The organism is Ligilactobacillus salivarius (assembly GCF_035231985.1).
Lineage (GTDB): Bacteria > Bacillota > Bacilli > Lactobacillales > Lactobacillaceae > Ligilactobacillus > Ligilactobacillus salivarius.
In genome coordinates this window covers 1,046,166-1,071,257 of record NZ_CP117983.1, presented here as the reverse complement: position 1 = coordinate 1,071,257, position 25,092 = coordinate 1,046,166, and the positions used below count along the sequence as shown (strand labels likewise).

Sequence of the window (25,092 nt, the reverse complement as noted above, 5' to 3'; positions counted from 1 at the left end):
GCGTGTTTGGTAAACGGAAAGATTCTAAAAATAAAGCCATGAGAGATAATGAAGAACTTACGCCTTGGGAAAGACAGCAATTGTTGCGAGAAGAAAATATAGAGAAAAAACAAAAGAAATCTAAAAAAATCTTGATAAGTAGCAATTTAGTTAAATTTAACGGTCTTAGAAAGAAAAGACTCCAAAAGCGAGTAATAACTCTAGCATCAATTTTTGGAATTAGTGCAGTAATATCTTTATACGCAATCCTTCCAGTTAATAGAGTGAGTAATATAGAGATAGAAGGCACAGATAGCCAAACAAAAACTGCTATTATAGAGGCTAGTCAAGTGAAAAAGAACGAATCTTTATTCGCGGTTGTGCCTACTAAATTTTTGATTAGTCAACGTATAAAAAATGATGTAGCAACTGTTAAAGATGTTAATATCTCTTTGGAAAAAAACGTCGTTAAATTTAAAGTTACTGAATATGATATTGTCGGATATATTCAAAGAAAGAATACTTATTACAAGTTAACTTCAAATGGACGTGAATTGAATGTAGGTCAAAAGGCAACCAATGGAAATTACCCATTATTTCTTGATTTCAAAAAGAAAACTTTATTACATGAAGCAGCACAACAGGTAGGGGAGATGCCTAAAAAAGTAAGATTTGGAATTTCTGAAATACATTCTAGTCCAACAAAGGTAAACCCTAAACGAGTGAGATTAGTGATGAATGATGGAAATAAAGTAATAGGAAGTATAGATACTTTAGCAACAAAAATGAGTTATTATCCAAGCATGGCTAAAGCTCTAGATAAAAAAGGTGTGATTGATCTAGAAGTGGGTGCATATGCTTATCCTTATGATAATAAGTAATAAAGTTGTTTCAAATGTTTAACAAAGTAAAGTACACATCTATTGCTTAATGTGGTAAAATTTATATATTGACTAAATATGAATAAAAATAGACAAAAATTATAGCTTAAAATTTGAGTGTAAGAGGAGGTCAAAATGATGGATAATTCTGAAATATATGTGGGATTGGACATCGGAACGACTTCAATAAAAGTCATCATCGCAGAACATGTGAAAGGACAAGCAAATATCATTGGTTACGGTAATACAAAATCTGCTGGCTTAAATCGTGGTGTAATTGTAGATATTGATCAAGTTGTTGCAACAATAAGAGATGCTGTTAATCAAGCTGAAAAAAAAGCTAACTTGGATATTTCTGAAGTAACAGTTGGAATACCTGCTAATTTGCTACAGATTGAAAAATGTCACGGTATGGTTTCCGTCAGTGATGAAAATGGTAACTCACAAGAAATTACGAAGAATGATGTGTATAAAGTAACACAAGCTGCTTTGGTACAAAATCTTCCTCCTGAACGTGATGTTATTGATATCATTCCAGATGAATTTATTGTAGATGGTTTCGATGGAATTAAAGATCCCCGTGGTATGATGGGGGTTCGTATGGAGATGCACGCTGTTATGTATACGGGTCCTAAGACTATTTTACATAATATCAAGAAGTGCATACAAAAAGCGGGCTTAAAAGTTAAAGCAACTGTTGTAGCTCCTTTGGCTACTGCCAGATTAGCAATGTCTGATGCAGAACAAGATTTTGGATCTATTTTAATTGATATGGGTGGTGGACAAACAACTGCAGCTGTAATTCACGACCATAAATTAAAGTATACATATGTAGATCAAGAAGGTGGCGACTATGTCACTAGAGATATTTCGGTAGTTCTTAACACTTCCATTGAGAATGCCGAAAGCTTGAAGCGTACTTATGGTTTTGCAATGGCTAATCAAGCATCTTCTGAAGATGTATTTCCTGTACAAGTTGTAGGGAAACAAGAACCTGAACAAGTATCAGAAGAATATTTGGCTGAAATTATAGAAGCTCGTATGAGACAGGTGTTTGAAAAGATAAATCGTTCTTTAAAAGATGTTAATGCTTTTCAATTACCGGGTGGAATAATTTTAACTGGTGGAATGGCTGCTTTACCAGGAATTAGAGAATTAGCAGAAGAAATTTTTGGAGTAAGCGTTAAAATTTATATTCCACAAGAAATGAATTTACGTTTCCCATCATTCTCTCAAGTGATAGGATTAGTAAACTATGTAACTAAAATGAGTGATATTGAACGCTTAGTTAAAGGTAGTTTGGAAGGAAATACAATTGATATAACAGCAGATACTATTCCATATGCTGATAGCATGATTAGTAATAATTTTGATACAACAGCTGTATCTAATGATTATGTGGATGATTATGTAGAAACTGCAGATGTTGAACCTCAAGACTTACAAGAAACACAACCTAAGCATAAGCAAAATAAAAAGAAAAATGGTATATTGTCGAAAGCTAAGAATTTTATGGAATCTTTCTTTGACTAATTAATTGGAGGGTAAAAGAATGGCAATGGAATATTCATTAGATTCAAGTCAAAATACAGGCGCAAATATAAAAGTAATCGGTGTTGGTGGTGCAGGTGGTAACGCTGTTAACCGTATGATTGCTGATGATGTTAAAGGTGTTGAGTTTATTGTAGCTAATACTGATGTTCAAGCTTTACAACATTCAAACGCTGAAACAAAAATTCAATTAGGACCTAAATTAACACGTGGATTAGGTGCAGGTTCCAATCCTGAAATCGGTAGTAAAGCTGCTCAAGAAAGTGAAGAAGCAATTGCCGAAGCTCTTTCCGGTGCAGATATGATTTTTGTTACTGCTGGTATGGGTGGCGGTACAGGTACAGGTGCTGCTCCTATTATTGCAAAGATTGCTAAAGAACAAGGTGCTTTAACAGTTGGTGTTGTTACACGCCCATTCAGTTTTGAAGGACCAAAGCGTGCAAGATTTGCTGCTGAAGGTGTAGCACAAATGAAAGAACACGTTGATACTTTAGTTATCATCGCTAACAACCGCTTATTAGAAATCGTAGATAAGAAGACACCAATGTTACAAGCATTCCAAGAAGCAGATAACGTATTACGTCAAGGTGTACAAGGTATTTCTGATTTAATTACATCACCTGGTTACGTTAACTTGGACTTTGCTGATGTTAAGACTGTTATGCAAAATCAAGGTTCTGCTTTAATGGGTATTGGTACTGCTAACGGAGAAAATAGAACAGCAGAAGCTACAAAGAAAGCTATTTCTTCACCTTTATTGGAAGTATCAATTGACGGTGCAGAACAAGTTTTACTTAACATCACAGGTGGTCCAGACCTAAGTTTATTTGAAGCACAAGATGCTTCAGATATTGTGGCTCAAGCTGCTACAAGTGATATTAACATTATTTTCGGTACTTCTATCAATGAAGAACTTGAAGATTCAGTTATCGTAACAGTTATTGCAACTGGTATTGATAAAAAGAAAAAAGAAGCACCAAAGCGTACAAGAATGAGTAATCCACTTAACAATGCAGGTATTAATCATTCAACAACTGGTGTGAATGAAACAACAACTAGAAGTCAAGGAGATCCATTAGGTGATTGGGATTTAAGTCGTGAAATGAATAATCCTCGTCAAGCTACACAAAATGAACGTGGAAATGATTTCCAAAACGTTGAAAAGAAAGATTTCGATGTGTTCCAAGCTGATTCAGATGCAGATGATAGCAACGATGATTCTTTAAATACACCACCATTCTTACGTCGCCGTCGTCGTTAAGATTTCCTTTGAAGGAGTGTTAAGATGTCATTAAGTGAAAAGCTAAGTAATTGGTTCAATGGAGTTCCAGAAGAAGAGTATTACGAGGAAGTTACTGATAGCAAACAAGCAGTCAGTACTAATACTGATGTTAATAGAGCTTCTGAACCAGAAAAAGATAATAATAGACAGGTGATGTCTTTGATGAGTTCTAAAAACAATAGTACAACAGTTCAAAGAGAACAAAAGATCATGGTCTTTGATCCAAGTGTTTTTTCAGACGTTAAGAATATCGGTAAGATGATTTTAAATGGTAGAGCTGTGATTGTTAATTTTAGAAAAATGGATGAAAATCAAATTCATCGTGTAATAGATTTTCTTTCGGGCTTAATTTTTGCTGTTAATGGTGACATGCAAAGAATAGGTGAAAAAATATTCTTGTGCACCCCTAAAAATTTTAAGATCGAAGGAGATTTGTCTAATCTTACAGGTAGATGATATTAGGTATAGGTTAGGAGTAATTAATTGATATTTTTAGTTGATAGAATTTTTAATCTGTATTCGACATTAATCTTAATTTATGTATTAATGTCATGGTTTCCAGGTGCATATCAAACTAAGTTAGGTCAATGGTTAGGAAAGATAGTTGAACCATATTTAAGTTTGTTTAACTTCATTCCCCCAATTGCTGGTTTGAGTTTTGCACCAGTAGTAGCGTTAATTGTTCTACAACCTGTTGAATGGGGTGTAGACTTTATACTTAGACTGTTAGGACTTTATTAATCATGGATAGTAACATTTTGCAGCATTTTAGAAAAGATGAAGAACCATTAATTTCACAATTGTCTGATTACATTATGCAGGTAGAAAACGAATATCGACCAATATTAACGCATTTCCTGAATCCAAGGGAACAATATATTACTCAGTCGTTGATACACAAAAATCAAGATGTAAAAGTTTCTTTTAGTGGTGGTTATGAAAATGCTGAAAGAAAACGAGCAATATTTTACCCAAGTTATTACGAGGTACAGGATGATGATTTTAATTTAGAATTAATTATGATTAAATATCCTGTGAAATTTACATCGTTAACTCATGGACAAATTTTAGGAACTTTGGCTAATAGTGGGTTAGATAGAGAAGTAATTGGTGATATAATAGAACAAAATGATACTTGGCAATTCCTTTGTGAAAAAGAAGTAAGTGACTACTTCAGATTGCAAATTGATAGAGTGGGTAAGATTAAAGTTAGACTTGAAGATGCACCACTCGATGAAATTGTAGTTCCAGAGTTGAATTGGCAAGAAAAAATGGTAACATCTTCTTCTCTAAGAATAGATAGTTTAGTTAGTGTTACGTTCAACATATCAAGGGAAAGTAGCAAGAATTTAATTAAAGCTGAAAAAGTACAGTTAAATTGGATGACTGTTGCTAGACCAGACTATGAAGTTAAGTATGGAGATATATTATCGATTCGTGGTTATGGTAGACTTAGAATCGATGACCTATTAGGTGTAACTCGTAAGGATAAATTAAGAATTAGAGTTTCTGTATTGGAGAAGAATAACTGATACGTTTTTGGAGGTGTTGGGGATGGCTTTGACCCCTTTAGATATTCATAATAAAGAATTTCATGTAAAATTACGTGGCTATGATCAAGATGAAGTTAATGATTTCTTAGATCAAATTATTAAAGACTATGAAAATACTTTAAAAGAAAATGACAGATTAGCAGATAGTTTGCAACAAAACAAAGAAAAATTGAAGTATTTCAATGACTTGAAAGATTCATTGAATCAATCAATTATTGTGGCTCAAGAAGCTGCTGATAAAGTTAAGGCAAACTCACAAAAGGAAGCTGAAATCATTAATCATGAAGCACAAAAGCAAGGTCAAGATATTATTGACCAAGCTAATGCTAAGGCAAAACACATCATTGATGAAGCTTCGAGAAAAGCTAAGAAGATTGCAATTGAAACTGATGATTTGAGAAAACAAGCTCGTATCTTCCGTCAAAGACTTCAAGTAATGATGGAATCACAACTTGAAGTAATTAAGGGTAGTGACTGGGATGAAATTCTCAAGCAAGGCGATGTAAGCAGTTTTGAAGAAATTCAAGATGCAATTCGTCATGATGATTCACTTGACAATTTTGGTCAAAATGAAGTACAATCAGACGCAAGTAGTGATGGAGCAGAGGTAATTGTTCCAGGCCAAATTGATGCACCAGCTGATGTTGTTACTCAAGATGTCCCAGAACAACCTCAAGAAGAATCAGTTTCTCAACAAACAAATGAAACTGTTGTTATTTTCCCTGATGATGATCAACCTCAAGGAAAGCACTTTGCTCCTGAAGATTAATTTATTTCTGAAAGAACGCGAAAATCATATTATATAGGCAGCGAGTCGATGGTCGGTGAAAGTTCGATATATCCCTGATATGATTTTTATCATCTTTCAAATACTTTCCTGAAATAATAGTAAGGTAAGTCGTTTCATCGCGTTAATGATGACTAAAGAAACTACTAATTAATGATAGTTAAAATTTGGGTGGTACCACGGAAATCTCGTCCCTTGCTGGATGGGATTTTTTTGTTTCCAATTTTTAACTGAGAGAGAAAGGATGAATCTTATGAAAGTCAAAGATACTTTAAATTTGGGTAAGACAAAATTCCCAATGCGTGGTAATTTACCTGTTCGCGAAGTTGAAAGACAAAATGAATGGGAAGAAAATAAAGTTTATGAACAAAGACAAAAATTAAACGAAGGAAAACCAAGTTTTGTGTTACATGATGGACCTCCATATGCTAACGGTAATATTCATATGGGTCACGCAATGAACAAGATTTCTAAGGATTTCATCGTTCGTTCTAAATCAATGATGGGATTCCGCGCACCTTATGTACCAGGTTGGGATACACACGGTTTACCAATTGAACAACAATTGAAAAAAGCTGGTGTTGATCGTAAAGCATTATCTGTAGCTGAATTCAGAGAAATGTGTCGTCAATATGCTTTAGAACAAGTTGATAAGCAAAGAAAAGACTTTAAGCGTTTAGGTGTTGCTGGTGAATGGGATAACCCATATTTAACATTGAAACCAGAATATGAAGCACAACAAATTCGTGTCTTTGGTAAGATGGCAGAAAAGGGCTTAATTTATAAAGGTAAAAAGCCAGTATTTTGGTCATGGTCATCTGAATCAGCTCTTGCTGAAGCTGAAGTTGAATATCATGATGTAACATCACCATCTGCATTCTACGGTGAACAAGTTGTTGATGGTAAAGGTGTATTAGATGAAAATACATATATGGTTGTTTGGACTACAACACCATGGACTATTCCTGCTTCTGAAGGTATTACAATTGATGCTACATTCGACTACGCAGTTGTACAACATGACGATGATGAACGTAAGTATGTTTTAGCTGCTGATTTAGTAAATGTTGATGCTGAATTATTTGGTTGGAATGATGTTAAGATTGTGAAGACTGTTAAGGGTGCAGAATTAGAAAATGTTTTATGTCAACACCCATTCTATCCAGAAAGAAAACTTGTAACTATGTTAGGCGACTTCGTTACAACTGATGCTGGTACAGGTCTTGTTCATACAGCTCCTGGCTTTGGTGAAGATGACTTTAACATTGGTGTTAAGTACGGTTTAGATGTATATGTTCCTGTTGATGATAAGGGATATATGACAGAAGATACTGGCGAAGATTTTGCAGGTTTATTCTATGAAGACGCAAATGAAGTTTCTTTGAAGAAATTGGAAGAAGCTGGCGTACTTTTGAAGCAAATGGATTACGAACATAGCTACCCATTTGACTGGCGTACAAAGAAACCTATTATCTTCCGCGCTACACCACAATGGTTTGCATCTGTTGATAAGATTCGTGACCAAATTTTAGGTGCAATTAATGAAGTTCAATTCTTCCCAGATTGGGGTCAAAAACGTCTTTACAACATGATTCGTGATCGTGGTGACTGGGTAATTTCCCGTCAAAGAGTTTGGGGTGTTCCATTGCCAATCTTCTACGGTGAAGACGGTGAAGCTATCATGACCAAGGAAACAATTGAACATGTTGCAAAATTAGTTGAAGAATACGGCTCAAATATTTGGTTCCAACGTGAAGCTAAGGACTTATTACCTGAAGGCTTTACAAGTGAACATTCTCCAAATGGTAAATTTACTAAAGAAACAGATATCATGGATGTTTGGTTCGATTCTGGTTCCTCACATCAAGGTGTATGTGCTGAACGTGATTACTTGACATACCCAGCTGATCTATACTTGGAAGGTTCTGACCAATACCGTGGTTGGTTCAACTCTAGTTTGATTACATCTGTTGCTTACTCTGGCCATGCACCATACAAGCAAATTCTTTCTCAAGGGTTTACACTTGATGGTAAAGGACGTAAGATGAGTAAATCATTGGGTAATACAATTGTTCCTAGTGAAGTTATCGATAAGATGGGTGCTGAAATTATCCGTCTATGGGTATTGAGTGTTGATACATCTGCTGACGTTCGTGTATCTATGGAAAGTTTCCAACAAATCGCTGAAAGTTACCGTAAATTTAGAAACACAGTTCGTTTCTTACTTGCAAATACAACAGATTTTGATCCTGCTAAAGATGCTGTTGCTTTCGATGAAATGGAATCCATTGATAAATACATGACAGTTCTTGTAAACAAATTTACTAAAGAAATTCTAGATGCATATGCAAACTATGAATTTATGGAAATTTACAAGAAGTTAATTAACTTCATTACAACAGATCTTTCCGCATTCTATATGGACGTTGCTAAGGATGTTGTTTATATTGAAGCTTCTGATAGCAAGAAACGTCGTTCAATGCAAACAGTATTGTATGATGTAGTAGTACGTCTAACTAAGTTAATGACTCCAATTTTACCTCATACAACAGAAGAAATTTGGAAGTATTTGAAGGAAGACGAAGAATACGCACAATTATCCGAAATGCCTGAAGTTAAACATTTCAATAATGAAGAAAAACTCGTTGATTTATGGAATAGATTCATGAATTTACGTTCAGGTGTATTTAAAGCTCTTGAAGAAGCAAGAAATGAAAAATTAATCGGTAAGTCCTTCGAAGCACATGTAGACTTATATGTATCTAATGGTGTACAAGCTGATTTAGATGCATTAAATGCTAATGTTCGCCAAGCATTGATTGTTTCTGCATTAGATGTTCATCCATTATCTGAAGCACCAGAAAATGCTTTGAAGTTCAATGATGAATATGCTGTTGTAGTTGAACATGCTAAAGGTGAAGTTTGTCCTCGTTGTCGTATGATCAAGACAGATATCGGTAGTGATGCTGACTTACCAACACTATGTGCAAGTTGTGCTGAAATTGTTCGTGAAAACTATCCTGAAGCTTTAGCAGAAGGTTTAGAATAATTTAATTAATAGTTAAAAGAGATTCAAAGATAAATTTTCTTTGAATCTCTTTTTTACATACAAAGGTATGAGAAAGCTATAATCCCCATTTACCACCATGAACTTTAGTTACATTAGATGTAACAATAAAGGCTTCTGGATCAATTTCATGAATTTTAGCAATTAAATGACCGTAATCTTGGCGATCTACGATTAATAAAATTTGTTGCTTTTGTGTTTGACTATAACCACCAACTACATCATAAAGAGTCAGACTACTATTATCTTTTAGAAGGGTTTCTTTAATTTCATCAAGCAAATCGTTACTTAAAATTTGAACTTGGTATTTTAAGTCAAAGCCTACCTCGGTATAGCGCATAACTAAAGCAGTTATAACTTGAGAAAAGGCTGCTAAAAAGAAAGCATTGAGTCCAGCGACAAATATATTCATAAAAATAACAAGTAGGTCGATAAACATTAATGTTAGGGCAGAATCCAGATAAAAGTATTTCTTCAAAATCATTGGTGGAATAGTTGTCCCTCCACTTGAAGCATTAATTCGATAAAGAAGTGAAACTCCAAAGCCCATCAAGCCACCACCGATAATAACAGCTAATAATTCATTATCAGTAACTTGAAAACTAGGAGTTAATTGCATAAATACAGGTAACAATAAACTACCTAAAGTAATATTTTTAACCACTTTTCTTTCTAAAAAAATCCAAGCTAAGCCAATCATAGCTAAATTACAGATTAAAACTGTTAAAGGTCGTTCTACATGCCAAACAGCTTCTACTAAGATGGCAATTCCAGTCGTTCCTCCGGCTGCAATATCGATTGGAGCATAAAAGAAGTTAATACTTAAAGTAATAATTTCTAGAGCAACTAAAAATACTAGCCAACGTCCCCAGCGATATCTACGTATATTTCTTGTCATCTAAACATCCTTTCGTTTGATAGTAGTTCAAACTATGATTTTATTATTATAATTATCATAACAATAAAGTTGATTTTATGTAAAGAAAGTAACAATAATAAGTAATATTTTTAGTATAATTTTATAAAAAATTAAGATTATGGGGAGAAGAATATATATAATAATAGGATAAAAAATATATTTTATATGTTATCATGCATTGAATTTTTGACTTAATTTTTTACCAAGAGATATAATTACATCTCGTAATTCTAATTTATTTAGATAAGAAGCTGGAAGCCAGAGTGAGTTACTTTGTTGAACACCCACAATTTGTCCGGTTATTGAACCGGTTGAATCAGAATCTCCATCATGGTTAACAGAAATTTCGATAGCACGGCATGGATCTTTTTGATATTTCAAAGAACAATAGAGGGCAATAGCTAGTGTTTCTTCAGCAACCCATCCCTTTCCTAAGCGTTGAAAATTTATAAAATCGCTATCTGGTGTTTGACTTAAATTTGTTGCTAATTTAATTATTTCTGTAAAATCGGATAAATAATCCATAGTACTGAATTTTGACTTTATAAAATTAAGAGTATCTAATACAAGTTGGGGAGAAATATTAGATGTAAGTAAACGATGAATAAGTACTGCTAAATAAGCAGAAGAAAGACTACTTAGTGGATGACCATGAGTCAAAGCAGAGCTTTCAGCTCCAAGTTGAGCAATTATATTTTCATCTTCATCAATAAATCCAATTGGAGCTACACGCATAATACCACCACATCCTTTGCTATTATTAATTGGATGTTGTAAATTTCCTGGTTTTTGTTGTGCTAGTGTCATTAAGCAAGTCCTGCCTGGTTCACGAGAATTAAATAGTTCCTGAAAATCTACCAATTTACTAACAGGCTTATGGGTCATACTTTGTTTGTCAGTTTTCCACTGAGTTTCTAACCAATCTTGATAACAATCCCAAAGATTAGTCAGATAATTATCCGATATTAATAAGGCAGAAGCTGTAAATAGAGACATTTGTGTGTCATCTGAAATTAAAACTGGTTCAGAAAAATTAATAAAAGTGATGCCACTGGGATTATTTTGTTGAATTTCTCGATAGCTAGAAAATTCCACTGGGTATCCTAATGAATCGCCTAAAGCACCACCTAATAAGCAATTAGTAGGTTTATTTGTCATTTTTATCTTCCTCCAATAAATTTTAGATAAATATTAAAGTAAATGATGTTCGACTTTCAAGTCAGTATAGCATAAATTAGTTATAAAATTATGATAACTCTTATAAAATCAAGATATAATAGCTATAAATAGTAGGGAAGTGAATTAAGTTGATGAACAAAAAATTACCTTACATATATTTTAAAACAAAATCGTTTCATGTATATTTACGATTATGGAAATTAGATGATGAATGGATAGGAGTATCTTATAGTGTAAGAACTTATAATTCAGAAGAAATTTATCAAGGTGGAAGTCCCTTAAGTGATTGGTATCATGATGATCTAACAGTACTGTTAAATGGAATAGATGAATTAATGATAACGGATGAATATGCAAATACTTTTGAACCTTTAGATGATCCTTATTTGGATATAGTATTAAAAAGTAAATATGGTAAAAAATATCTAAGAATTGACTTTTATTGGGATCCAACAGAGAGTAGAGATCATTTGTCAGTATATTTAAATAGTAAACAAATTGAAAATCTAAATATGTATCTCTCACTAGCAACTGGAAAAATAATAAAAGATAATGATCAAATTAAGATATTGTATGATCAAGGTATTTTACAAGGAGATTAAGCAGAAATTCTTACAAAATAAATTTCCAATCTTCATTTTTGGTTCTTAATAAAGATAGACTTATAATAGTAGCATAAGGAAAACTTAGCATGAAAATAGGGGATTGTGCTAAAATAGTTAAAGTGATTATTATTAAGGACGTGAACTAATTGAGTAATGAAGAACCATTAATTTTTCATTTGCAAGTTGCACGTAAAAAGCCAGAAAATATTAAACATCCTGAAGGTTACTGTCCTTTCTGTGATAGAGAGAATTTGACTAACATATTAGATAAGGATGGAGATTGTATCTGGCTTGTAAATAAGTTTCGTACACTCCAAGATACAATGCAGACAATTATTATTGAATCTAAAGACCATCTTGGAGATCAAAGTAATTACAGTCAACTTGAAAATCGTAAAATTATTAAATATGTTTTAGAATGTTGGCAAAAGATGATTAATCAAAATAAGTATAAGAGTGTTTTGCTATATAAGAATTTTGGACCACGATCTGGTGGTAGTTTAAGGCATCCGCATTTTCAAATTGTAGGATTAGATAAAAAGTATGGGTATGCTAATATTTCATCGAAAAACTTCCAGGGAGTAGATGTCGTTTCTAGAAATAACGTTCAACTTAACATTTCTCGCTATCCTTTAAAGGGATTTGTTGAGTTTAATGTTCAAATGTCACAAGATGGCAATGTTGCAACTTTTGCTGATTATATCCAATCAACTGTTAAATTTATTTTGAGCGATGACTTTTATCATGGACACTATGACTCCTATAATTTATTTTTCTATAATATAGATCAAAAAATTGAGTGTAAAATAATGCCACGTTATGTAGCTAGTCCATATTTCATAGGTTACCAAATTTCTCAGGTTAATAATGAGGAAAGTCTTATGCAAATTGCAGAAGCATTACAAAAAAGAATTTTAGCAGAGTAGGTGATTAAATGGGTGAAAGAATTGCCGTCTTTTCAGATGTGCACGGGAATACGACTGCATTAGAGGCAGTTTATCAAGATTCAATCAAACAAAAGGTTGATAAGTACTGGTTTTTAGGAGATTTATTTTCTCCTGGACCAGGTGCTCAGGACTTATGGGATCTATTTAAACAGATAAATCCTGAAATATGTATTCGTGGAAATTGGGATGATTTGTTTTTAAATGCTCTAAGAGGAGTAGTTGATACTGATAGAACAAGTTTAGTTTATATCTCTAAATTGGCACAAACATTGTCTGAAAGATTAGACGCTAATGAAGTAACGTCTACTATAAAAAAATGGCCTATAAGGGAAGAAACAAGGGTTAGAGATATTAAGGTAGGATTGACACACAATTTACCTGATTTAAATTATGGACAGGCTTTATATCCTACTGAGAAACAGCGTAATTTCAATGAATTATTTGATGGAAATCAAAATCTTGATTTAGCTATTTATGCCCATGTTCATCACCCACTAATGAGATATAGTAGCGATGAGCAATTCGTTTTAAATCCCGGGTCTGTAGGGCAGCCGTTTTTTGCATGGGATAAATTTCAAAAAGATATGCGTGCCGAATATTTGATTTTAGAAATTGATGAACATGGAATTCAAGAAACGAACTTTAGGAAAGTCTATTATGATAGAGATTTAGAATATAAGCGGGCTGAATTAGCTAATTTACCTTATTTAGACATTTATAAGTTACAACTTGTAACAGGAAAAGTACATACACATGATCATGAATTGATGAAGAAAATTAATGATGAACGTGGTTACTTAAAAGATGTAATAAAATTTAATGAAAAGGTACGAAAAAAAGGATAAAGAAAAAAGCAAGTAAATCTGACTAGAGCCAGAATTACTTGCTTTCGTTATATTATGGTCTTATTTTAGTACCAACCATGTGATTGCCAGAATTGTTGAGCAGCAACCCATGAACCATAACGTGATGTTACATATTGGTTAGCAACTCTTTCTTGGTTAGCAGCAGAGTAGTCACCATTTAAATATGATGCAGATAATTGATACTTACCAATGTATTGACCATTAGTAGCTGTATAACTACCACCAGATTCCTTATTAGCAATCCATGTTTTAGCAGCTTCTTCACTTGAGCTACCAGAAGCTTGATAGTTGTAACCAGAGTTAGCAGCTTGAGTATTAGTATTAGCGTTATAGCTATAGTTATTATTGTTATTGTAGCTATAGCTAGGTGTTGTAGCTGCTTGGTAATTATTGTTATTGTAGCTATAGCTAGGTGTTGTAGCTGCTTGGTAATTATTGTTATAAGTTTGAGCTGGTGATTGGTAGTTATTTGTTGTAGTACTTGTTGTAGTTGTATTAGCAGAAGCTGTTGCTTGACCATTTTCACCTACTTCAAGTGTTTGACCAGCATAAATTAAGTTTACGTTTGCTAAGTTATTTAATTGTTGGATACTATCAACTGTTGTATTGTGCTCTTGAGCAATCTTAGAAACTGTGTCACCAGGTTGTACGGTAACTTGGTCCGCATTTGCTGCAATAGTTCCAACTGCGAGTAAACCTGCTGCGGCTGTAACTGACAATAAAGCTTTGTTGAATTTCATATAAAAAATATTCACTCCTGTAAATTAAATCTATTATTTGTGTATCTACTTAATTCGCCTGTTATGCGAATCAACGGTTAAAAGTATACGGAAAGAATATAACAGTGAAATTCCAGAAAGGTTACTAAAATCAGATTTAATGTAATAATTATTACAGTTTGTAGTATTCAGAAACATAAAATCGTCATTTTTTTATAAGAACATTGCTATAATAGCAATTCAAGAGTGGAAATTATATGACAAAAATCGGCTTTTTTTGTCAAGCATTTTGTTTATTAGAAAATATTTAATGATAAAAAGTAGGAATTTTTGCTAATTTTTCTTGAAAAACGCTAGAATTTGGACAAAATACCATTTTTTGTAAAATTACTGTTATTTTGAAATAAAAAATAGAAGGGCTTTTCCTTGTTTTTAACCCTTAATAATAAAATAACATTTTACTTTTAACTAAAAAAGAAGATAATATATTGCAATTATTATTAAAATAGATTATTTTCGTAAGTTTTAAAATAAAAGCTCCCATAATTAGACGACAAATTTTAACTAGGGGAACTTCAGATAGAAATTTATGTAATAAAAAAGCAAGGACGAATCCTTGCCAAAATTATTTATCATGTTCTAGTTTACCAGTCCAACTATCTAAGCCACCTTTAACATTAATGGCTTTATATCCTTTGTTTCGCAAAATCTTAGCAGCTTCTTCACTACGTTTACCAGATTGACTGATAAGATATATTCTATTTTTCTTACTATTAGAATAGCTATCAATTTGAACTAAAGGATAATTTCTAGCATTAGGTAGATGTGCAGTGTGGAATTCGGGTGGAGTTCGCACATCTAAAACCGTTATCGGAGTCTTTTTAGCTAATAATTCAGCTAATTTATCAGTTGTAATAGTAGGAGTCTTACTAAAAAAATTAGTAAAAAACATTTTTAATCACCTTTATAATTTGTATATCTAATAGACAATTTTAAGTTAAAATTGCAAAGAATACAATAAAAAAATAGGAAGATAAAAACTTCCTATATATAGTAATTATATTAATACCAGTTATTTGCTTCCCAATGAGCTTTAGCAGCAGTCCATGAACCGTAACGAGAAGCTACATATTCATTAGCAACTCTTTCTTGGTTTTCAGCAGAATAGTCACCATTTAAGTAAGTTGCAGTTAATTGATACTTGCCATAGTAGATACCATTCTTAGCTGTGTAACTACCACCAGATTCCTTATTAGCAATCCATTCTCTAGCAGCATCTTCATCGTTAGAAGTAGAGCTAGTAGTAGTATTTTGAGTAGCTGTTGTAGTAGCAGCAGGTGTAGTACTTGCTGAAGAATAGTTAGAGTTAGTATTAGCTACAGTATTATTTACAGAACTAGTAGTATCTGTCCAAGTTGTAGTAGGAGTTTCAGCAGGTGTATTTTCTACATATGTTGTAGTAGCAGGTGCTTGAACTTCTGTTTGTGTTTGAGTTGGTGTAGTTTCTGTTTCTACAGGAGCTGCTGTTTGATCAGTAGTATTTGTGGAAACTGTATCATTTGTTGTAGTAGCTGCTTGATCAGTATTTGTAGCATCAACTTGTGCTTCAGAAGTTGTAGTATCGCTAGCAACATTAGTTTGAGCATCTTGAGTAGTTGTATCTGCAGGAGTAGCTGTTTGGTCAACAGTAGTTGTAGTATCTTGAACTTGATCTGTTGCAGCAGGTACATTATTTTGAGTAGCACTATAATTAGTTTGAGTATAGTTAGCTTGTGCATCTGTATTTTGAGCGTAATTTTGTTGGTATTGGGAGGCAGTTTGATATGTAGTTGTAGTATAACTACCATCACCCATTTCAAGAGTTTGACCAACAAAGATCAAATCAACATTTTCAAGATTATTTAATTGTTGTACGTTATCAACGGTAGTAGCGTGGTCTAAAGCAAGTTGAGAAACAGTATCACCGGATTTTACAGTGATTTTGTCAGCTTTAGCACCATTAGCAGCTGCACCAGTTGCGATAATACCAGTAGCGGCAGTTAAGGATAATAAAGTCTTGTTTAATTTCATATACTAAGTTCACTCCAAATTAAATAGATTTTCTGTCTATACTTATATAGTATAACTAAAAATCGTTTACATTAAAATAGTAAAAATATTACTAAGATATTAATTTTTTGTAATCTTAGCTTTTTTTAATTATTTTTTTGAAAGGGGAGAAAAAATAATAAAGTTGGGTAAAGGTTGATAAATAGCTAATAGTAAGTAGAAATTTATTTTAGATAAAGTATTGTAATTTACTGATGCTTAGTGTAGTATTAATGACGTATTAATTAATAGAAAAGAAGTGATTAGATTGGATTTAATTATTCCAAAGGATTATGATCCTAAATTATCAATCCGCGAAACCCAAGAAGCAATTCGTTATATTCGCGAAACATTCCAAGATGAATTTGGCAAGGAAATGGGCTTAAATCGTGTTTCAGCTCCAATGTATGTCGAAAAGAGTTCAGGGATTAATGATAATTTGAATGGATATGAAAAACCAGTATCTTTTACTATGAAAGATATGCCTGGCGAAACCATCGAAGTTGTCCATTCTTTGGCTAAATGGAAGCGTATGGCCTTGAAGAAATATGGCTTCGGCTTACATGAAGGTTTATATACCAATATGAACGCTATTCGCAAGGATGAAGATTTGGATAATTTCCATTCTAGTTATGTTGATCAATGGGATTGGGAAAAAGTTATTTCCAAAGATGAACGCAATGAAAAGACATTAAAAGAAACAGTTGAATTAATTTTTAAAGTTGTCAAGCATATGGAACACGAAGTATGGTACAAATTCCCTAATGCTGTTTACCATTTGCCTGATAAGATTCATTTTATAACTTCACAAGAATTGGAAGATAAATATCCAGAGTTAGAAGATGCTAAAGATCGTGAAAATGCCATCTGTAAAGAACTAGGTTGCGTTTTTGTAATGCAAATTGGTGATGTTCTAAAGAGTGGTAAGCGTCACGATGGTAGAGCTCCTGACTATGATGATTGGAAATTAAATGGTGACATTTTATTCTGGTATGAACCATTGCAATGTGCTTTAGAGTTATCAAGTATGGGGATCCGTGTTGATGAAGATTCTATGGTAGAGCAATTAAAGAAAACAGGCGATGAAGATCGTTTGAAATTACAATACCATAAGATGATTTTGAACAAAGAGTTACCATACACAATTGGTGGGGGAATTGGACAATCTCGTCTATGTATGTTACTTCTAGGTAAAGCACATGTTGGTGAAGTGCAAGCAAGTATTTGGCCAGATGAAATGCTTAAAAAATGCGAAGAAAATGATATTCATATTTTGTAGTATCAAGTGATAATCATCATTAGATATAAATAATGTATGTAATTTTAAATATGATACTAAATATTTTATTAAAAGTACTAGTAATTAAATGATTACTAGTATTTTTTTGTGTATTTAAGTAAACCATCTAAATTAATTAAAATTATATTGAAAACATTTTCAAACAAAGATGGTATAAAATATTGAAAACAATTAATAAAAAGGCTAAAATAACATTGTAAAGAATTATTTAAGGTTAGTGGTATACTGATTTTTTTAAAATTTGAATGGAGGTTTATCGTTATGAGTATTTTAAGTTTGGCTCGTTTCCAATTTGCCATGACGACCATATTCCATTTCTTCTTCGTTCCATTTTCAATCGGAATGGTTTTTATGGTTGCGTTGATGGAAACATGCTATGTTCGTACAAAGAACGAAGCTTATAAGAAAATGACAAAGTTCTGGGGGAATATTTTCTTGTTGAGCTTCGCTGTTGGTGTTGTAACCGGGCTTATTCAAGAGTTCCAATTTGGTATGAACTGGTCAGATTACTCTAGATTCATGGGGGATATCTTTGGTGCTCCACTTGCTATGGAAGCTTTACTATCTTTCTTCATTGAATCTACATTTATTGGTTTATGGATGTTTACTTGGGATAGAGTGAAACCAGGTTTGCACTTATTCTTTGTTTGGATGGTTGTAATTGGTACAATGACATCTGCTCTTTGGATTTTGACTGCTAACTCATTTATGCAACATCCAGTAGGTTACACAATCCGTAATGGACGTGCTGAAATGACAAGTTTTTCTGCTCTATTAAGAAACCCACAAGTTTGGTATGAATGGGGACACGTTATTTCTGGTGCTATCATGATGGGTGGTGTAGTTGTAGCTGGTATGGCTGCATTTAGACTTTTGAAGAGAAAGTCTCTATCTGAAGTAAGTAAGGATATTTTCAAACGTTCAATGCGTTTAGGTATGATCGTAAGTTTACTAGGTTCCTTATCTGTAATGGGTGTAGGTGACCTTCAAATGAAAGACTTACTTCACACACAACCAATGAAATTTAGCGCAATGGAAGCATTGTACAAAGATACTGGTAAATCAGCAGGTTGGACAGTTGTCGGAATTGCTGATACCAAGAATCATAAGACAAATTATACAATTGAAATTCCAGGTATGTTGAGTGTTCTTTCCTATGGTAAGACAACTGGTTCAGTTAAAGGTATGGACACAATCAACAAAGAATTACAAGCAAAATACGGAACTAAGAATAATTACTACGTTCCAGTTAACACATTATTCTGGAGTTTCCGTGTAATGGCAGGTTTTGGTGCTTTAACATTCCTTGTATCTGCTTTAGGATTGTTCTTCACACGTAAGAAGAAGGCAAGCTTATTTAATACAAATTGGATGTTGTGGGTTGTAGCTTTAATGACATTTACACCATTCTTGGCAAATACATGTGGTTGGTTAATTACAGAATTAGGTCGTTACCCATGGACTGTATATGGATTATTTACAATCGCACAAAGTGTATCACCAAGTGTTTCTGCAACATCATTATTGATTTCAAACATCTTATACTTTGCAATCTTCACAGTTCTAGCTATTGTAATGGTTGGCTTTGTAGTTAAGGAACTTCGTAAAGGTCCTGACGAAGCTAGTGAACCTGAATTTGCAAAACATGGTTTAGATCCTTTTGACAAGGAGGCGTTTTAGATGACTGCTTTACAATTTTTATGGTTCATTTTAATTGGGGTACTATTTGCAGGTTTCTTCTTCCTTGATGGATTTGATTATGGTGTAGGGATGGCAACTAAGACTTTGGCACAAAATGATGCTGAAAGAACTCAATTAATTAGAACAATCGGTCCAGTTTGGGACGGAAATGAAGTTTGGCTCATCACTGCTGGTGGGGCAATGTTTGCTTCTTTCCCTTACTGGTATGCATCCTTATTCTCAGGATACTACTTAATTTTATTAATTATCCTATTAGGTTTAATTATTCGTGGAGTATCATTTGAATTTAGACATCATGCTGAAGGTGCTAAGAAGAGAACATGGGATTGGACTTTAGCAATCGGTAGTTTCATCGTACCATTCTTCTTTGGTATTTTATTCATCAGTATGGTTCAAGGCATGCCAATTGATGCTAATGGTAATATGCATGCAGGTTTCTTTGATTACATCAATGTCTTTTCAGTTGTCGGTGGTGTAGCTTTAACTTTATTAGTTTACTTACATGGTTTGAACTACATTGCATTGAAGACCGAAGGTGCTATCAGAGATAGAGCTAAGAACTATGCTCAATTCTTATATTGGGTACTATATGTAGGTTTGGTTGTATTTGCACTATTGTTAATTTTCCAAACAGACTTCTTGAAAGTACATCCAATTAGCACATTAGCTATTTTAGTTGTAATTGTACTTTTAACTGTTTTAGCACATGTATCAGTATTTAAAGGTAAGGAAATTAATTCTTTCATTTATAGTGGATTGACTTTAGTAGCTTTAGTAGCATTACTATTCTCAGGTTTATTCCCACGTTTGATGATTTCCTCTATCAGCGCTAAATACAATTTAGTAATTTCAACAGCATCTTCAACACCTTATACTTTGAAGATCATGACAATTGCAACATTCTGTCTTTTACCTTTTGTATTGGCATACACAATTTGGGCATACTACATCTTCAGAAGAAGAATTAAAATGCCTACTATAACGGAGGGTGAATAATGTTTGATAAGGGTTTATTAACCCTGACAGACATTAAAAAAACTATGAGAGGGCTTGTAGGACTTTATATCCTACAAGCTTTTCTTATAGTTGGTCAAGCTGTCAGTCTAGGGTTAGTGATTACACATTTATGGAGTGGAAAACCACTTAAGGAACAATTTATTTATATTATTGGTTTTATAATTTCTTTTGCTGGAAGAGAAGGGCTACAATGGTGGAGCAATCGCTGGTTAGACGATTATGCACGTGTAGAAGCAAAGAAATTACGTAAAACTTTATTAGAAAAAGTCTTCATTTTAGGTCCAGAATTGGTACAGAAACAAGGAACTGGACACATGGTCACTTTGACTTTAGATGGTATTTCTGAAGTTGAAGATTATATTCAACTAACACTTAGCAAAATGATTAGTATGATGATTGTGCCAATTGTAGTTTTAGCGATGGCCTTTTATCTGGATTGGGTATCAGGAGTAATCTTATTCTTCATCTATCCTTTAATTGTATTGTTTATGATTATTTTAGGATATGCAGCTAAGGCTAAGGCAGATAAACAATTTGTTTCTTTTCAACGTTTATCCAATCACTTTATTGATTCTTTACGAGGAATTGATACATTAAAATACTTTGGTTTAAGTAAACGATACGCCAACAGTATTTATAAGACAAGTGAACGCTTTAGAAAGACTACAATGAGTGTATTACGCGTTGCAATTCTTTCAACATTTGCGTTAGACTTTTTTACAACTTTATCAATCGCGGTAGTAGCTGTATTTTTGGGATTACGTTTGATCAATGGTGAAATTACATTATTTCCAGCTTTAACAGTATTGATTTTATCGCCGGAATACTTCTTACCAATTAGAGCATTCGCTAATGATTATCATGCAACTTTAAATGGGAAAAATTCCTTCCACTCAATTCAAGAAATTATCAATAGTGCTGAAGTTAAAGAAAGTAAGTTAGAGCTTCATCAATGGCAACCTACAGATAGTTTGAAACTAGATAATATTGAGTTTGCTTATGATGATAATGCAGAGCCAGTTAAGTTTAATACAGAGTTTACAGGCTATCAAAAAGTTGGAATTATTGGAATGAGTGGGGCTGGTAAGACAACTCTAATTAATTTGTTAAGCGGCTTTTTACCTTTAAAAAATGGAAAATTTGAAATTCAAGGCAAAGAAACTACTGATTTAAATGAAGATGCATGGCGAAATCAAATTATCTATATTCCACAAAGTCCATATATCTTTGATAATACTTTGCGTTACAATATTGCTTTCTATACACCTGATGCTAGCGATGAAGAAATTATTGAAGCAATTAAAGCAGTAGGATTGGAAGATTTATTAGAAGAACTTCCAGATAAACTTGATACATTAATTGGTAATGGTCAAAGAACTTTAAGTGGTGGACAAGCTCAACGAATTGCTTTAGCTAGAGCATTTTTAGATAAGCAAAGAAAAGTATTAATTTTTGATGAACCAACAGCTCACTTAGATATTGAGACTGAATTGGAATTAAAGGAAAGAATGTTACCTTTAATGAAGGATAGATTGGTAATTTTTGCTACACATCGTCTACATTGGATGAAAGATATGGATAAAATCGTCGTCTTAAAGGACGGAAAAATTGCTGAAGAAGGACAATATGATGAATTGTTAGCTCATCAAGCATATTTCTATGAATTATTAAATCGAGCAAAAGGTGGTGAAAAGAATGTTTAAGAAAATTCCATTATTACAAGAATTGAAAAAAGATACTTGGGTTAAGCCTTTCTTGAAAAAATACAAGAAAACTTTGGTACTAGCAATTTTCTTAGGAATTCTAACATTCTTTTGTGCAGGAGCCTTGATGTTTAATTCTGGATATCTAATTAGTCGCTCGGCTACACGTCCAGAAAATATTTTGCTAGTTTATGTTCCAATTGTTTTGACACGTGCATTTGGTGTAGGTAGACCGGTATTCCATTATCTTGAAAGATTAACAAGTCATAACTGGGTTTTTAAAATGACTTCTGATTTACGTGTTAAGTTGTATAAGGCTTTGGAAAAAGATGCGGTATTCTTTAAGAGTAAGTATCAACTCGGCGATGTTTTAGGATTATTATCAGAAGATATTAATCACATCCAAAATTTATATTTAAGAACCATTTTCCCAACCTTTGTTGCATGGGGACTTTATGTATTTGTTGTTATTGGAGTTGGTATTTTTTCAATTTGGATGGGGCTTTTGATGCTATTAATGATAGGTATTATGTTAGTAGCATTCCCAATCTGGTCAGTTATCGTAAATGGTGCTAGACAAGAATATGAAAAGAAAATAAAGAATGAATTATACCTAGACTTAACTGATAATATTGTTGGGATTACAGATTGGATTTTTGCTCAACGTGGTCGTGATTATGTTAAGCTACATGAACAAAATGAGGAAAAATTGATGGATGTTCAAGAAAAACTACATCATTTTGATCAAATTAGAGATTATCTCTTACAGTTAGTGTTTATGTTGGTAGTTGTGAGTCTTATTTTATGGGGCGGTACATACCTAGGTGGCAGTAATGGAGTATATACAGGTCTAGCTAACTGGATTGCTGCTTTTGTTTTGTGTCTTTTCCCTGTAGTTGATGCATTTGCAGTAATTCCAGCTGCTTCACAAGAAACTAATGTATATAAGGATTCTTTAGTTAGATTAAATAGACTACAAGATAATTCATTTGAAGAAGAAAAATCAGAAATTAAATTAATTGCACCTTATGATATTAAATTAGATAATGTGCATTTTAGATATGAAAATGGTAGTCGTGAAATCCTTAAGGGTATTAACTTAGATATATCTTCTGGCGATAAGTTAGCAATTTTAGGTCGAAGTGGTTCAGGTAAAAGTACGTTAGCTAACTTGATTAGAGGGGATAGAGTTGCTACTGAAGGTACGATTACTATAAATGGTATTGACGTAAGTAAAGTTGGCGATCAAATTTCCAATTATATTGGAGTAATACATCAGACTCCATATTTATTTAATACTACTATTTTAAATAATCTTAGAATCGGAAATGAAGAGGCTACTATCGAGCAAGTATGGCAAGTGCTGGAACGTGTAGGATTGAAAGATATGGTTAAAGCTTTACCACAAGGACTGGAAACAATGGTGGACGAAGCCGGAATGCGTTTTTCTGGTGGTGAAAGACATCGAATGGCATTGGCAAGAATTTTGTTAAAAGATGCTCCAATTATCATTTTAGATGAACCAACTGTGGGCTTAGATCCATTAACTGAACAAGAAGTAATTTCAATTTTTAATCGTGAATTGAAAGATAAAACTTTAATTTGGATAACTCATCACTTACAAGGTGTTGAAGCAATGGATCAAGTTATCTTTATTGAAGATGGAACTATTGAAATGCAGGGTAGTCCTGATTATTTGAGAAAAACAAACGAACGTTATCAAAAGCTTAAAGCAATTGATGAAGGACGATAAAATAAAAGTCATCATTCTAAAAAATTAGAGTGATGACTTTTTAATTTGTACGTTTTAATAAGACTTTAGTAAGTTTAGCAAGTTTCTTTTTAGCTGTAGAATCAGGTAATTTATCGATATCAATAAGTGCTTTATTAGTAAATTTAGCAGCTAAATCTTTAGCTTTTTCTACACCACCTAATTCAACGACTAAAGCTTGGATACGTTGAATTTCAGGTAAAGTTAGGTCTTGCTTTTTAGCTAATAAAGTATGTAATTCATCTGAATCTTCATTAAGAACTAGCAATAATGGTAAAGAATAAACCCCAGTTGCCAAATCTTCGAGAGTTGGTTTATTAAGTCTTGATGCGTCAGAATAATCAAGAATATCATCTAAAATCTGGAAACTAATTCCGATATTTTGTCCGATTCTAGTAGCTAAGCTAACGGTTTGTGAAGAAGCTCCACCAAAATATGCTCCTTCAGCACTTGCTAAGCGGAAAAGATAGGCGGTCTTACCATTTACATTACGCAAATAATTCAAGAAAGTTTGTTGGGTATTGTAGCGATGTTTCATCTGATTTAATTCGCCTAATAAAATTTTCTTCATAGTTCTTGAATTGATCTTAAAAAATGGTGTGTCTAAAACATTATCAGTGATTAAATCAAAGAAGACTGTAAATAAATAATCACCAGCATAGACTGCAATATCCTTACCAAATTGGCTTTGGACACTAACTTCACCACGCCGTTTAGGAGAATCATCAATAATATCATCATGAATAAGTGTGGACATATGTAAAACTTCAAGTGAAGTAGCTATATCAATGAGTTTTTTATCGTCTACACGATTTTGTAAGTCTGCTGTTAATTTGGTAAATAGTAAGAAAAAGGCTGGACGTAAAAATTTACCGCCATTGCTTGCCATTTTTGATAGAGCAGCTTGTAAATCAGGATAGTCGACAGAGATTTTATCTTGAAGATTATATTTAACTTTTTCGATATCTTTTGCCAATTCAGGGTACTGTAACCATAAATTGAATGCCATTTTTTCACCACCTTAATGATAGTCTATGTTTCTATTTTACCCTAAAATAGCCTGTGCAACCACGATGAATTAAAAATTATTTTGAAGAATATGATTTTGTAATGAGTAAATAAAAAATTGAGACAAATAAGCAAAATTATTTTGCTAAACATGAATTTTTTGAGAGAT

The 25,092-nt window shown here is 33.0% G+C and carries 22 protein-coding genes; 16 read left to right on the top strand and 6 right to left on the bottom strand.

What is annotated here, in order from left to right; translation table 11 throughout:
* Window positions 1-2: 2 nt before the first annotated feature.
* The 8 genes from PTA89_RS05360 (at window position 3) to ileS (ending at window position 9,082) form a co-directional block, all read left to right on the top strand.
* Window positions 3-860 (top strand): cell division protein FtsQ/DivIB, encoded by an 858-nt coding sequence (locus PTA89_RS05360; RefSeq protein ID WP_134354675.1) that lies wholly within the window; start codon window positions 3-5, stop codon window positions 858-860.
* Between the two features lie 138 nt (window positions 861-998).
* Window positions 999-2,393 carry a cell division protein FtsA gene (gene ftsA / locus PTA89_RS05355; protein WP_225426873.1) on the top strand — a complete coding sequence of 465 codons (1,395 nt, stop codon included), beginning with the start codon at window positions 999-1,001 and terminating at the stop codon, window positions 2,391-2,393.
* Between the two features lie 25 nt (window positions 2,394-2,418).
* A complete protein-coding gene (gene ftsZ, locus PTA89_RS05350; RefSeq protein ID WP_003710313.1) occupies window positions 2,419-3,672 on the top strand; it encodes a cell division protein FtsZ in 1,254 nt (417 codons plus the stop codon).
* Between the two features lie 24 nt (window positions 3,673-3,696).
* Window positions 3,697-4,149 carry a cell division protein SepF gene (locus PTA89_RS05345; protein WP_003703335.1) on the top strand — a complete coding sequence of 151 codons (453 nt, stop codon included), beginning with the start codon at window positions 3,697-3,699 and terminating at the stop codon, window positions 4,147-4,149.
* A 27-nt stretch (window positions 4,150-4,176) separates the two neighbouring features.
* Window positions 4,177-4,434 (top strand): YggT family protein, encoded by a 258-nt coding sequence (locus tag PTA89_RS05340; protein WP_161022305.1) that lies wholly within the window; start codon window positions 4,177-4,179, stop codon window positions 4,432-4,434.
* A 2-nt stretch (window positions 4,435-4,436) separates the two neighbouring features.
* Window positions 4,437-5,225, top strand: coding sequence for a YlmH family RNA-binding protein (locus tag PTA89_RS05335; protein ID WP_324177036.1), 789 nt, complete (start codon window positions 4,437-4,439; stop codon window positions 5,223-5,225).
* Between the two features lie 22 nt (window positions 5,226-5,247).
* The gene (locus PTA89_RS05330; protein WP_003706443.1) at window positions 5,248-6,015 is read left to right on the top strand and encodes a DivIVA domain-containing protein; all 768 of its coding nucleotides are present in this window, start codon (window positions 5,248-5,250) and stop codon (window positions 6,013-6,015) included.
* A gap of 271 nt (window positions 6,016-6,286) precedes the next feature.
* Window positions 6,287-9,082 carry an isoleucine--tRNA ligase gene (gene ileS / locus PTA89_RS05325; protein ID WP_324177035.1) on the top strand — a complete coding sequence of 932 codons (2,796 nt, stop codon included), beginning with the start codon at window positions 6,287-6,289 and terminating at the stop codon, window positions 9,080-9,082.
* 76 nt (window positions 9,083-9,158) lie between these two features.
* On the opposite strand, the gene PTA89_RS05320 is transcribed toward ileS, so the two are convergent.
* Both PTA89_RS05320 and PTA89_RS05315 read right to left on the bottom strand, forming a co-directional pair.
* A complete protein-coding gene (locus PTA89_RS05320) occupies window positions 9,159-9,998 on the bottom strand; it encodes a YitT family protein (RefSeq protein ID WP_324177034.1) in 840 nt (279 codons plus the stop codon).
* Window positions 9,999-10,190: 192 nt separating this feature from the next.
* Window positions 10,191-11,177 (bottom strand): ADP-ribosylglycohydrolase family protein, encoded by a 987-nt coding sequence (locus PTA89_RS05315; protein WP_003707562.1) that lies wholly within the window; start codon window positions 11,175-11,177, stop codon window positions 10,191-10,193.
* Between the two features lie 152 nt (window positions 11,178-11,329).
* On the opposite strand from PTA89_RS05315, the gene PTA89_RS05310 reads away from it, so the two are divergent.
* From PTA89_RS05310 to PTA89_RS05300, 3 genes are all read left to right on the top strand, one after another.
* Window positions 11,330-11,800, top strand: a complete 471-nt coding sequence (locus PTA89_RS05310) for a hypothetical protein (protein ID WP_324177461.1) — start codon at window positions 11,330-11,332, stop codon at window positions 11,798-11,800.
* Between the two features lie 149 nt (window positions 11,801-11,949).
* Window positions 11,950-12,729: a DUF4931 domain-containing protein gene (locus PTA89_RS05305; RefSeq protein ID WP_324177033.1), complete on the top strand. Its 780-nt coding sequence runs from the start codon at window positions 11,950-11,952 to the stop codon at window positions 12,727-12,729.
* 8 nt (window positions 12,730-12,737) lie between these two features.
* On the top strand, window positions 12,738-13,595 hold the full coding sequence (locus tag PTA89_RS05300; RefSeq protein WP_003707567.1) for a metallophosphoesterase family protein: 858 nt from the start codon (window positions 12,738-12,740) through the stop codon (window positions 13,593-13,595).
* Between the two features lie 65 nt (window positions 13,596-13,660).
* On the opposite strand, the gene apf (PTA89_RS05295) is transcribed toward PTA89_RS05300, so the two are convergent.
* From apf (PTA89_RS05295) to apf (PTA89_RS05285), 3 genes are all read right to left on the bottom strand, one after another.
* Window positions 13,661-14,356, bottom strand: coding sequence for an aggregation-promoting factor (apf, locus tag PTA89_RS05295; RefSeq protein WP_324177032.1), 696 nt, complete (start codon window positions 14,354-14,356; stop codon window positions 13,661-13,663).
* 604 nt (window positions 14,357-14,960) lie between these two features.
* Window positions 14,961-15,287 (bottom strand): rhodanese-like domain-containing protein, encoded by a 327-nt coding sequence (locus PTA89_RS05290; protein ID WP_081534687.1) that lies wholly within the window; start codon window positions 15,285-15,287, stop codon window positions 14,961-14,963.
* Between the two features lie 110 nt (window positions 15,288-15,397).
* A complete protein-coding gene (gene apf / locus PTA89_RS05285; protein WP_268857542.1) occupies window positions 15,398-16,405 on the bottom strand; it encodes an aggregation-promoting factor in 1,008 nt (335 codons plus the stop codon).
* A gap of 286 nt (window positions 16,406-16,691) precedes the next feature.
* Here apf (PTA89_RS05285) and asnA point away from each other — a divergent pair, with 286 nt between their 5' ends.
* The 5 genes from asnA to cydC all read left to right on the top strand — a co-directional run bounded on the left by asnA (window position 16,692) and on the right by cydC (window position 23,897).
* Complete coding sequence (gene asnA, locus PTA89_RS05280) at window positions 16,692-17,702, top strand: aspartate--ammonia ligase (RefSeq protein WP_003706424.1); 1,011 nt, start codon at window positions 16,692-16,694, stop codon at window positions 17,700-17,702.
* Between the two features lie 282 nt (window positions 17,703-17,984).
* Window positions 17,985-19,403 carry a cytochrome ubiquinol oxidase subunit I gene (locus PTA89_RS05275; protein WP_003706422.1) on the top strand — a complete coding sequence of 473 codons (1,419 nt, stop codon included), beginning with the start codon at window positions 17,985-17,987 and terminating at the stop codon, window positions 19,401-19,403.
* Entirely contained in the window at window positions 19,404-20,420 is a 1,017-nt protein-coding gene (cydB, locus tag PTA89_RS05270; protein ID WP_003700429.1) for a cytochrome d ubiquinol oxidase subunit II, read from the top strand.
* Window positions 20,420-22,144: a thiol reductant ABC exporter subunit CydD gene (gene cydD / locus PTA89_RS05265; protein ID WP_034990381.1), complete on the top strand. Its 1,725-nt coding sequence runs from the start codon at window positions 20,420-20,422 to the stop codon at window positions 22,142-22,144. Before cydB ends, cydD begins: the two co-directional genes overlap by 1 nt.
* The gene (gene cydC / locus PTA89_RS05260) at window positions 22,137-23,897 is read left to right on the top strand and encodes a thiol reductant ABC exporter subunit CydC (protein ID WP_087250258.1); all 1,761 of its coding nucleotides are present in this window, start codon (window positions 22,137-22,139) and stop codon (window positions 23,895-23,897) included. The genes cydD and cydC overlap by 8 nt, the downstream gene beginning before the upstream one ends.
* A gap of 40 nt (window positions 23,898-23,937) precedes the next feature.
* Here the strand turns inward: cydC and PTA89_RS05255 are convergent, their stop codons facing one another.
* Complete coding sequence (locus tag PTA89_RS05255) at window positions 23,938-24,924, bottom strand: polyprenyl synthetase family protein (protein ID WP_324177031.1); 987 nt, start codon at window positions 24,922-24,924, stop codon at window positions 23,938-23,940.
* Window positions 24,925-25,092: the final 168 nt, after the last annotated feature.